Raw genomic sequence first — 12,054 nt, forward strand, 5'->3', positions numbered from 1 at the left:
GATTAGTCACCATCTCGGCTGTTAAAACCGATTTGGAAGCCTAATTGTGTCATCAGGCTAACTAGGGCACTCTGACTTTGTGAGATAGAAGAAACCAGCGGACGGGCTAATTCAATGCGTTGCTCTTTTGTCAGCCCTTCCCCAAAGAAGTTATCTGGCAATTGTAGAGCAATGGTAACGTTCTCTTTGAGTTGCTCTTCAAGCTGTTCAGCAATTTCTGGTTGGCTTTCTAGGGCAATATCATACAAGGATGGGGAACCGGTGTGATAAATTTCACGATAGGTCTGTAGGTTCTTTTGTATGGTCTTTAGAGACATATCGCTGCGGTAGAATTCAGCGAGCTTAAGATTACCGTGGCTGTTATAGCCAATCGGGGTTTCCAGTTTAGAGTCTTTGACGGCAGACATGTGCTCGACCCATTGCTGTAGGTATTGCTCGAAAGCAACCTGATTAGCATCGAAGCTTTCGCCTTCTTCACTATACACCCAGCTTTGTGGTTGTGTATTAGACCATTCGGTGCTCACCGCTTTGGCGCTTTCGTAATGATGCAAGGAGACTTTTTCGAGCAAGTGGCAATGTTCTTGCGAGGTCATTGGTGAGAAATCAGGGTGGAAGAGTAGGGATTCAATGGCGGTTAAACCACGCACAGCGATACTGGCGGAGTTCCAAAACTTAGGGGCTTCCATGGTTTCTGGATTTTGCGATAAAACTCTTAGTTGTCTTTGCGTTACGCCTTTTTTATCTGGCCAATACTGGAACGCGTAATAGCGCATAAAGTAGGTTACTGGGCCAAAGTTAAGCCACTGTACTTCTTGCCAGTCTAATACGTTGGCTTTGAAGTCTTGCTGAGCAAGCTCAAGTGCGGCTTCAGATGGTTGGCCACATAAGGCCGTTACATCTTGGCGAAGTTTGTCGGCAGAGCTTGCGTAGGCCTGATAACCCTGCACAATCACTTTGTCGGTAATGCTGTTAAGCGGTTGTTGCCAATCCGCAGCGGTAACAAAAAGAGGTAAATAAGCGCCGAGTGTTAAGGCGAGTTTTTTCATAGAGAGATTCATTTATAGAGACTCCAAAAAACGTTGTAAAAGTAAGCGTTGTTGCGCATTAAGTTGTGTGTATTTCTCTTTACTAGGAAGGGCCTCTCCGCCATGCCATAAAATGGCTTCTTCGAGGCTTTGTGCTCTACCATCGTGTAAAAAACCGATGCGACCTGAAATCTTTTCAGACAAACCTAGCCCCCATAAAGGAGCCGTCCGCCATTCTCTGGGTTCAGCTGAGGCTTCAGGAAACTCGCTGGCCAGTTCATCACCCATATCATGTAATAACATGTCGGTGAAAGGGAAGAAGGTACGGTTGTGCAACACGCTAAATTCAGAGCTGTCGTCGGTGACCATTTTCGGAGTATGACAAGCGCCGCAGTTAAGGTCATCAAAGATAGCTTTGCCATCCAAAAACCATGGTTGTTTTAGGTTTCTCATGGCTGGAGGTGCAGACAAGGCAACAAAACTATTTACCAGATGAATCTGGCTGCTGTCGACTTCTAAATTTTCTAGATGTGGGCTATTGCCGTTTGGCGCGTTGCGGCAGTTAGATTGTGCTTCAGTGCAGTCGCCAAATGCAGCGGGAAAGTCTGGTGTAGATAAGCCCAAATCGGTATTAAACGCATTTTGGTTCTGGGCTGAAACACTTGGCATGCTGGCTTTAAAACCAAAACGGCCAAGTTGAGTTTGGCCCTTATATTTGACCCAGCTTGCTTTACCACTAATGCCGTCTCTATCTATGTCATTAGGGTCCGCTTTGCTGAGAATGTTTTGTTGGGGGATATTATCTAATAATCCCATGCCCACCAAGGGTGGGGAGACTCGCATGGATAAGCCAGTGTTGCTGTTCATTGGCCCGTAATGCAGTGTGTCCCAAGTTAAGATGGGTTTTCTCAAGGTGACTTTTGTACCATCCGCTAACACTTCCGTTTTGTATTGGTAGTCAAGATGGTAGTCCCCCTCCGACAGTACGCCCGCAGTATGGGCAATTTGAAATTGTTGGCCGTATACGGGGTCGCCTGTGTGCTGGTAAATATCCGTATCCGCAAACTGCGTGGTAAGTTTAGGGCCGAGTCTTACGAGAAAAGAGGGTATCTGACCGCCTGCAATGCCATCTTCTGGGGCATGGCCTCGGCCATTATTGATATGACAATTATTACAGGAGCGAGCGTTAAAAATCGGGCCGAGTCCGTCGCTTGCGGTCGTCGAAGAAGGTGCCGGTATCCAAAACTTTTGGAAAATGGCTTCCCCTAAATAAAAGTCTAACTTTTGCTCAGCACTGATGCCGGGTAGGGGATCTGCATAGCTGGCATCGCCATAGGCGTGATTGGTTGTGAAAAAACCGACGCATAGGCTGGCCGTTGCAAAGAGTTGGATAGGTTTTATGGGGCTCATGAGGGCGATATTATCATGTACAAGAAGCCGTAATATAGGCTTAAACAAACAAAAACGCGGTACTTTACGAAAGTAAAGTACCGCGTTGGCAAGCGAGTTGCGTATTATTCGAATACAGCGCTTGGGTTATCTAAGCTGTCTGAACCTTCAAGAGTGATGTCTTGTAGGCCTAGCTGACGGATAATGTCTTCTGTAACACGAGTCTCATCAACCAAAGAGTCAACGAAAGTTTGTACTAGCTTGTTGCCAGCCGTGTTGTTCATTGCAATTAGCACGTCAAAAGTTTGACCTTCTGCGGCAGCGTCAACCATGGCTTGACCAGCGGCTTCAGTTAGTTGCAATTGGAACTTCATTTTTGCATCAAGCTCAGGAGCATCGCTTGCTACTAATGCGGATAAAGAAGCACCTTTCACCCAGCTACCGTCTACACGTTGGTATTCACCAAGGTAAACGTTTTTGATGCCTTTCGCATCGTAGTAGTGTGACCAGTGAGTGTTATCAGAGAAACAATCGTGCTCTTCTTCTGGATCGTGAAGCATAAGGCCTAGCTTAGTACGTTCACCACCAAGTTCACCGTAAGCAAGGCTACCCATACCCGTCAAGATAGTAGATAGACCACCTTCTGTGCCTTTCGCCATTAGCTCGCTGCGTGCTTCGCCGCCTTCTTGCCAGCTAGCAGCCATCTCTTCTAGGTCAGAGATTAATAAGTCTGTTACCGCACTTAGGTACTCACGACGACGCTCACAGTTGTCGTTTGTACAATCTGTTAGGCTGTAGTCGCTTGCAGGACGCTCACCCGCACCAGGGTTAGTGCCGTGTAAATCTTGGCCCCATAGTAGGAATTCGATCGCGTGGTAGCCACTTGCAACGTTTGCTTCTACGCCGTCAGCTTCTTGAAGCTGTTCAGCAATGAATTCTGGTGTGATAGTTGTTGCGTCTACAGTTTCGCCACCAATGGTAAGCGTTTTGTTTGCAATAACATTTGCTGTGTAAAGCGGGTTGATATCAGACTCAGAGCCGTAGCTATCAGTCGCAACATAGTCGATTAGACCTTCATCTAGTGGCCATGCGTTTACTTTACCTTCCCAATCATCAACAGCAGCGTTACCGAAACGGTAAACTTCACTTTGCTGATATGGAACACGAGCCGCAATCCAAGCTTCTTTTGCTAGTGCTAGGTTTGCTTCTGTAGGAGCGGCCAAGAAAGCATCGATCGCTACTTTAAGATCTTGTGCAGTGGTTAGGGAATCTGCATAAATGGCCTGTGCAATATTCGCGTAGTTCACAACTACGGCACTTGAGGTAACGCTTGTTGATGTGTCGTTTACAGATTGACTACCACAAGCAGTTAGTAATGCGCCAGCTACGCAAGCAGCAACAGGTGTTAGAAACTTTTTCATTTTTTGCAGCTCCAAAATTTAGTTTGTGCAAGCATAGTATTAGAAATGAAAACGGTTATCAATAGTGTTTTTTGTGACAAATTTACTCTTTCCATAAAAAAAGCCTAACGCGAAATGGTTAGGCTTAATTAAACAGAAACAGGATTGTTAAAGGGGGGAGGTTTTTAACCCTTGCACTGGTAATTAAAGTAGCTTTGTGAAGACACTTTAAGGTTGTAGTCACATGCGTGCTCACGCATTAGGTCTTCTCCTTCCCAAGACACACTCATGCTGACAGGCGCTTCGTTATGGTAGCTCGGAATAAAGCGATAAGCTGCAATCACATCGACGCTGCTATCGGCACCTAGCTGAACTGTTTGTCCAATTAAACGCTGGTTCGTTTTTGGGTCATATAAAGTGTAATCCGTTGTGTATTCTTCTGCGCCATTTTTGTGGTCAAAACTCAACCAAATTTTACGGTAGGCTTGTGGCTTATTGGTTGGGTTCGTGAGCTTTAGTCGGGTATAGATAACCTGTGGGTGAGAAAGGCTACCTTGAGCATTCTGGCTTACTTTGACAAAGGAGTAGCCTGTGGTTTTTTGCCAAGGGGTTTTACCACCAAAGGATGCATCTACGATCTCAATGGTTTGCTTGGCAAAAAACTTGTTCCCATAGTCTATTACATCTTTCGCAGGTGCATATAGAGCAAGGGATAGAAAGCCAAAAAGGAAAAGTTTATTGATATTGCGAATAGGGTTTTTAATTTTCATGGTTAAAACGTCCTTACAATCAAATATACTGTTTGTTTATACAGTACTGTATATATAATCAGTACTGTTGTAAAGCTTGTGTCAGTAATTAATTTCACTTTTAGCTTGCATTTAGTTGAGAATTCTCGCCTGAAAATTATTTTAAAAAGCTCTGAATAAATGTTTGATTTTATGTAAGTTGCTGATAATAAAGGGTTAAAATGTGATGCCCACAGCCTTCTTCACGGTTTCTGTGGACAACATTGGTCGCGATGAAAAGCCTATGAAAATCAATAATTTTTCGTATGTTTTGCGTAGGCGTAGCAATAAAAAGCGTAAGCCTTATAATGCGGCTATTAATAATTTATGAGGTTTTTCGTGCAAAAAGTTGATGTGGTAGTGGTGGGTGCTGGAGCATCGGGTTTGATGTGTGCTGCAACGGCTGCTTACCGAGGGCGACGGGTTTTAGTCATAGATCATGCTAGAAAAGCAGGTAAGAAGATTCTAATGTCTGGAGGCGGGCGCTGTAATTTTACCAACCTAGATGCGGAACCTAAGCATTACATATCGGATAACCCACACTTCTGTATTTCCGCGTTACGTCGTTTTTCCCCTTATAACTTTGTCGAGCTGGTTGATCGCCATGGCCTAGAGTATGTTGAAAAAGCGCCAGGGCAATTTTTTTGTGAGCACAGCGCGAAAGATCTATTAGACATTCTATTAACCGAATTAGAATGGTCTGGTGCTGAGCTACAGCTGGAGACCAAGATAGACGACATTGTTTATCAAGACGCTGGCGGCATTCTTATCCAAACCAATAAAGGTGAGGTGAAGTGCGACTCGTTAGTTATTGCCACGGGGGGATTATCCATTCCGACCATGGGCGCGACTGGGTTTGGTTATGAAGTGGCCAAGGCAGTAGGACATCATGTGTTTGATACCCGAGCCAGCTTGGTGCCGATCACCTTACAGCCGAGTCGTAAGGCGGAGCTAGCTGAATTGTCCGGTGTTGCGTGTGACATTAAAGCCACTGCCAAAGGCATGAGTTTTCAAGAGCCTATGTTGTTCACGCACCGCGGTGTCAGTGGCCCCGCTATTTTGCAAATTACTAACTTTTGGCAACCGGGTGAGCCGCTATCCATTAACATTGCGCCATCGCTAACGCTGGAAGAGCTGACGAGTATTCGCCAGAAGCAACCGAAGAAAACCTTTGAGAATGTACTAAACAGCTTATTGCCAAAACGTTTGGTGGAGCTGATGGCGCTTAGCTTGCCTTGGCTGACAGAAAAAACCGCTCAGGTGTCGAATGAGCAGCTCCAAGCTCTACACGAATATCTTAGTAACTTTGATATTGCCCCCAATGGCACGGAAGGGTATCGCACGGCTGAAGTCACTCTTGGTGGTGTGGATACTAAAGAAGTCTCTTCTAAAACCTTCGAATCACAAAAGCAGGCGGGGCTATATTTTATCGGTGAGGTGCTGGATGTAACAGGCTTCCTTGGGGGCTATAACTTTCAATTCGCCTGGAGCAGCGGCTATTGTGCTGGGCAATATGTGTAGTTTATTAGTTCTATTCCGTTCCTATTAATAGCACTGTTAAATGAAGCGTTAAAGCCAGCTCTGATTCAGGGCTGGCTTTTTTGTGACGCTGTTTTATCGGGCTAAATTTCGAGGATTGGTTGCGAATACAGTGGAAATCTAATTATACTGTATGAATATACAGTATTGGTTGGATTTATCATGAAAGTCACATATATGGGCTCTGTCGAGTCCGCTGCATACTGGGCGATGAGCCCACTAAAAATCCCGCTTTATGTGGAATCTGTGTCGGCTGGATTCCCTTCACCCGCTCAAGATTTTGTGGAAAAAACGTTAGATCTAAATGAGTTTTGTGTGGCGCACCCTGCGGCAACTTTTTATGTTCGGGCGCAAGGGGACTCCATGGTCGATGTGGGCATATACACGGGAGATGTGCTGGTGGTTGACCGGTCTTTAAGTGCTCGCCATGGGGATATTGTGATTGCCTGCATTCATGGGGAGATGACGGTAAAAACACTAGAGCTTAAACCTAATGTTTTGCTGCGTCCCAAAAATAAAGCTTATAAGGCCATTACGATTACAGAGGAATCTGAATTGGAAATCTTTGGGGTGGTGACAGGTGTTGTGCGCAAGTACGGTCGTGCTTGATGGAAAAAGTCTTCGCCTTGGTTGACTGCAATAACTTCTACGCAAGTTGTGAAAAGCTGTTTCGCCCTGATCTTAAGCAAGTGCCTATTGTGGTGTTATCGAATAATGACGGCTGTATTATCGCGCGCTCCAAAGAAGCGAAAGCCCTAGGTGTGAAAATGGGTGTGCCTATGTATCAAGTGCAAGGAGACCTGCAAAAACACGGGATTGTGTGTTTTTCGTCGAATTATGCCTTGTACGCTGATTTATCCAGTCGAGTGATGAGTATTTTGGAGGAAGAAGCGCCTCAGGTTGAAATATACTCCATTGATGAAGCCTTTATGGATTTGACTGGCATAGCGCCTTTGGAGTCCTTGTTGGCTTTTGGGCAAAGGGTTAAGGCTAAGGTCGATAAATGGACGGGGATTAGTGTGGGAGTGGGGATTGCTCCGACAAAAACCTTGGCGAAATTGGCTAATCACGGAGCTAAAAAGTACCCCGCAACCGGGTCAGTGGTGGATCTCATGGATCCCGAGCGTCAACGACGATTATTGGCTTTGGTGGATGTTGATCAGATTTGGGGTGTTGGTCGTCGTACAGCCAAGAAACTTCATGAAAGAGGTATTCATACGGGCTTGCAGCTTGCTGACGCTGACCCTAAAAGTATCCGCAGTGAGTTTTCTGTGGTGCTAGAGCGAACTGTGCGCGAACTCAATGGTGTGTCTTGCTTGAACCTTGAGCTCATGCGACCGGTAAAGCAGCAGATTATTTGCAGTCGGTCTTTTGGCTATAAAGTCACAGAGGCTCAACAGCTTCGAGAAGCCATTGCCAAATACACGAGCCGAGCAGCTGAAAAGCTGAGGGAAGAGCAGCGCTTTTGCCGTTTGGTTTGTGTCTTTATTCGCACCAGTCCTTATATTCCTAATGAGCCTCAGTATGCACAAACCTTATCCACAGAGTTGCCTTTTCCAACGAACGACACGCGGGAGTTGCTCGATGCAACAGAGAAATTGTTTAACCGTATTTGGCGGGCAGGCTTTCGTTATGCGAAAGCAGGGGTGATGTTGACGGATTTCTATGAGTCTAGAAACTTACAGCAAGACTTATTTCGTGAAGATAAGGGCAAACGAAACTCAGCAAGCCTAATGCAGGTCGTCGATAAAATTAACCTTAGTGGTCTTGGCTATGTGTATTTTGCTTCTCAAGGTGTGTCTCCTCAATGGTCGATGAAGCGTGAATTTTTATCGCCAGCGTATACGACCAGATGGCAAGAGTTGCCCGTTGTGTTTTAAGTTAATGGCTTTGTAAAGCTAGAGAAAAAGCGTAAATGAGACTGTAAATACGCGTGCACTAATAAAAAATGTCATGAAAAGGTACTTCTTCTCCCTGAGGTTTGGTTACAAATTATTAACATTTGGTTACTGAAATGGTGAGTAAGCGGAGAGTTTTCTCTTAATTACCACCAAAAAATAGCTGTTTTATCCTTGTGATCTTCTCGTTGTGGGGCAAATCAGCAAGACAGGCTAAGGGTTGGCCTATTCCATTCTTTAATCCTATAACAAAACACAGTATCCCTTGAGAATAGAGGCTTGTATTGGCATGCCTGCTTTAGGAAAGGCTAGTGCCTAATCGCTAAATTCACCTGATTCTAAGTGTGATTGCCTAAAAAACAGTAAGTCAGAGATCATTCTCTTTTCCAAAAATTACTAAATTTATAAAAAATCGACTCACAAAAACGGATGTACATTTTTATATTTCTGTGTGTGTCTAAATGTTAAGAATTGTCATGGATGTACCAAGGTACAATGGAGCAGCAACTATTCTTTCTGTAAGGTTAATTACTATATAAAACATTTACTTACAGATTATGAGGGTGTGCCCTATGAGTGATAATCAAGCATTGACCGTTGATATTTTAGTTAAGCCAATAGGTTACCTAGCGATAAACCAAGGGACGGTTGATCTTCACTCGGGTGATGGTGAAGTACACACCCTAGCTGATGACATCATGGTGTTTTATGAAGACACAGTCGTGGTGAATAATGCCGCCAGTGGCAAAATCGTTTTCTTTAATGGTTTGTCGGAAGATATCGTTTTCGGCCCAGGAGATGTTGTTCGTATCAAAGACGAGGTTTTCGTTTCCAGTGAGCAAGATGATTTAGCAGCATTAGCACAGAATGCCGAAGCAGAAATTGCAGCATTACAAAATGCCATTCTAGCTGGCGAAGACCCCAGTGAAATACAGGAAGCACCTGCCGCTGGAGAGCAGTTTTTTCAATACAGCTTGGGGCAAAGCTACTCCGTTAATATCGACCGAAATGCAATCTACTCATTAGCAAATTATGGTTTCGATACGCAAGGAAACCCTTTAGATCACTTGTCTCTGCCAAACTTTGGTTACCTAACACAAGGTGTGCTACGTAACATCAATCCAGTAGATGAAACCCAGAATGAAGGTAGCATTAACAATGCTGTTGAAGAAACGCTAACCTACTCAATAGAAGGTGCTGCGCCAACGGGCTTTATCCTAGATACCGTGACGGGCGCATGGACATTTGACACGGATAATGCTGCTTACCGCTACTTAGCTGCAGGCGAGGTGGAGAATCTAGAGGTAATCATTAGCATATCGGATGCGAGTGGTAACATCGTTGAACAGATCATTAATATTGCAGTAACTGGAACGAATGATGTACCGACTGCAACGGCAAATATCACAACTCAAGCGGCTGCAGGGGATGGCCTTGTTACGGGTAGCGTAGATGCCATTGATGTGGATGGTGACACGCTTTCTTATTCGTTAGTTGAAGACGTCGCGGGTTTTGTCCTTGATGCTGAAACCGGTGAGTGGAGTTTTGATCCAACCGATGAAGCTTATGTAGAGCTTGCCCTAGGCGAAGAAGCTGAAGTTGTCGTGTCGGTTGTCGTATCAGACGGCAACGGCGGCACCACGCAACAAGACATTACCCTAAACCTTGTGGGTACGAACGATGCCCCAGTGGTAGATGCAACGAATACAGTAGATGCCAGCGATATTGCTGAGGTTGTAACTGGTAGTGTCGATGCAACCGATGTAGATGGCGACACGCTTTCATACGAGTTGGTTGAAGAAGTTGCAGGTTTTACCCTTGATGCTGAGACTGGCGAATGGAGCTTCGACCCAAGCGATGAAGCCTATGCAGAGCTTGCCTTAGCTGAAACCGCAGAAGTCGTTGCTTCAGTTGTCGTATCAGACGGCAACGGCGGCACCACACAACAAGACATTACCCTAAATCTAGTAGGCACAAACGATGCACCTGTAGCCGATGCCACCAATAATGTGGATGCATCCGGTCATGTATCAACAAGAAGCATTCCTCGATTGGTTGTCGGCAGTGTGGGGGCTACCGATGCAGATGGTGACACCCTTTCTTATGCAGTTGTTGAGGATGTAGATGGCTTCGACATTAATCCAGATACAGGCGTTTGGACGTTTGACCCAAGCGATGAAGCTTATGCAGAGCTTGCAGAAGGTGAAACCGCTGAAGTTGTGGTTTCTGTTGTGGTATCTGACGGCAACGGTGGTACGACGCAACAAGACATTACCCTAAACCTTGTTGGTACAAACGATGCCCCAGTGGCCGATGCAACGAATACAATAGATGCCAGCAATATCGCTGAAGTGGTAACTGGCAGCGTAGATGCCACCGATGTAGATGGCGATACGCTAGCTTATGCCTTGGTTGAAGCCGTTGCAGGCTTCACTCTAAACCCAGAAACGGGCGAGTGGAGCTTCGACCCAAGCGATGACGCTTATGCTGAACTTGCGGTCGGTGAAGAAGCAGAAGTTGTCGTATCGGTTGTGGTATCTGACGGCAACGGTGGTACGACGCAACAAGACATTACCCTAAACCTTGTGGGTACAAACGATGCCCCAGTAGCTGATGCGACGAAAACTGTTGATGCCAGCGATATTGCTGAGATTGTTTCCGGCAGTGTGGATGCGACCGATGTGGATGGCGATACCCTTGCATACGAGTTGGTTGAAGCCGTTGCAGGCTTTACCCTTGATTCTGAAACAGGTGAGTGGAGCTTCGATCCAAGCAATGAGGCTTATGCTGAACTTGCGGTCGGCGAAGAGGCTGAAGTTGTCGTGTCGGTTGTGGTATCAGACGGCAACGGCACCACCACGCAACAAGACATCACCCTAAACCTTGTCGGTACAAACGATGCCCCAGTGGCGGATGCAACCAATACGGTAGATGCCAGTGATATTGCTGAAGTGGTAACTGGCAGTGTGGATGCCACCGATGTAGACGGTGACACATTAACTTATGCTTTGGTTGAAGAAATCGACGGTTTCACTCTAAACACAGAAACGGGAGAGTGGAGCTTCGACCCAAGCGATGAAGCCTATGCAGAGCTTGCCTTAGCTGAAACCGCAGAAGTCGTTGCTTCAGTTGTCGTATCAGACGGCAACGGCGGCACCACACAACAAGACATTACCCTAAATCTAGTAGGCACAAACGATGCACCTGTAGCCGATGCCACCAATAATGTGGATGCATCCGGTCATGTATCAACAAGAAGCATTCCTCGATTGGTTGTCGGCAGTGTGGGGGCTACCGATGCAGATGGTGACACCCTTTCTTATGCAGTTGTTGAGGATGTAGATGGCTTCGACATTAATCCAGATACAGGCGTTTGGACGTTTGACCCAAGCGATGAAGCTTATGCAGAGCTTGCAGAAGGTGAAACCGCTGAAGTTGTCGTATCGGTTGTGGTATCTGACGGCAACGGTGGTACGACGCAACAAGACATTACCCTAAACCTTGTGGGTACGAACGACGCGCCAGTGGCCGATGCGACGAATACAGTAGATGCCAGCGATATTGCTGAAGTGGTAACTGGCAGCGTAGATGCCACCGATGTAGACGGTGACACATTAACTTATGCCTTGGTTGAAGAGGTTGCAGGTTTTACCCTTGATGCTGAAACGGGCGAGTGGAGCTTTGATCCAAGCGATGAGGCTTACGCTGAACTTGCGGTCGGCGAAGAAGCAGAAGTTGTCGTGTCGGTTGTGGTATCAGACGGCAACGGTGGCACCACGCAACAAGACATTACCCTAAACCTAGTAGGCACAAACGATGCTCCAGTGGCGGATGCAACGAATACAGTAGATGCCAGTGATATTGCTACAGTGGTAACCGGCAGTGTGGATGTCACCGATGTAGATGGAGACACGCTTTCATACGAATTGGTTGAAGAAATCGATGGTTTCACTCTAAACCCTGAAACAGGCGAATGGAGCTTCGATCCAAGCGATGAGGCTTACGCTGAACTTGC

The 12,054-nt window shown here is 46.0% G+C and carries 8 protein-coding genes; 4 read left to right on the forward strand and 4 right to left on the reverse strand.

From position 1 onward, the window contains the following. Positions 1 to 2: 2 nt before the first annotated feature. From ACUM5Y_RS07555 to ACUM5Y_RS07570, 4 genes are all read right to left on the reverse strand, one after another. Entirely contained in the window at positions 3 to 1,046 is a 1,044-nt protein-coding gene (locus ACUM5Y_RS07555) for an imelysin family protein (RefSeq protein WP_445976250.1), read from the reverse strand. Positions 1,047 to 1,058: 12 nt separating this feature from the next. Continuing rightward, the gene (locus ACUM5Y_RS07560) at positions 1,059 to 2,435 is read right to left on the reverse strand and encodes a di-heme oxidoreductase family protein (RefSeq protein ID WP_445976251.1); all 1,377 of its coding nucleotides are present in this window, start codon (positions 2,433 to 2,435) and stop codon (positions 1,059 to 1,061) included. A 104-nt stretch (positions 2,436 to 2,539) separates the two neighbouring features. Next, positions 2,540 to 3,835: an imelysin family protein gene (locus ACUM5Y_RS07565; RefSeq protein ID WP_445976252.1), complete on the reverse strand. Its 1,296-nt coding sequence runs from the start codon at positions 3,833 to 3,835 to the stop codon at positions 2,540 to 2,542. Between the two features lie 164 nt (positions 3,836 to 3,999). Further along, complete coding sequence (locus ACUM5Y_RS07570; protein ID WP_445976253.1) at positions 4,000 to 4,584, reverse strand: hypothetical protein; 585 nt, start codon at positions 4,582 to 4,584, stop codon at positions 4,000 to 4,002. Between the two features lie 345 nt (positions 4,585 to 4,929). On the opposite strand from ACUM5Y_RS07570, the gene ACUM5Y_RS07575 reads away from it, so the two are divergent. The 4 genes from ACUM5Y_RS07575 to ACUM5Y_RS07590 form a co-directional block, all read left to right on the forward strand. Further along, on the forward strand, positions 4,930 to 6,123 hold the full coding sequence (locus ACUM5Y_RS07575) for a BaiN/RdsA family NAD(P)/FAD-dependent oxidoreductase (RefSeq protein WP_445976254.1): 1,194 nt from the start codon (positions 4,930 to 4,932) through the stop codon (positions 6,121 to 6,123). A gap of 180 nt (positions 6,124 to 6,303) precedes the next feature. Continuing rightward, entirely contained in the window at positions 6,304 to 6,750 is a 447-nt protein-coding gene (gene umuD / locus ACUM5Y_RS07580; RefSeq protein ID WP_445976255.1) for a translesion error-prone DNA polymerase V autoproteolytic subunit, read from the forward strand. Further along, a complete protein-coding gene (umuC, locus tag ACUM5Y_RS07585; RefSeq protein WP_445976256.1) occupies positions 6,750 to 8,021 on the forward strand; it encodes a translesion error-prone DNA polymerase V subunit UmuC in 1,272 nt (423 codons plus the stop codon). The genes umuD and umuC overlap by 1 nt, the downstream gene beginning before the upstream one ends. Before the next feature lie 590 nt (positions 8,022 to 8,611). Then, a partial coding sequence (locus ACUM5Y_RS07590) for a retention module-containing protein (RefSeq protein ID WP_445976257.1) occupies positions 8,612 to 12,054 on the forward strand: 3,443 nt, incomplete at its 3' end.

This window comes from Marinomonas dokdonensis, from assembly GCF_052747885.1.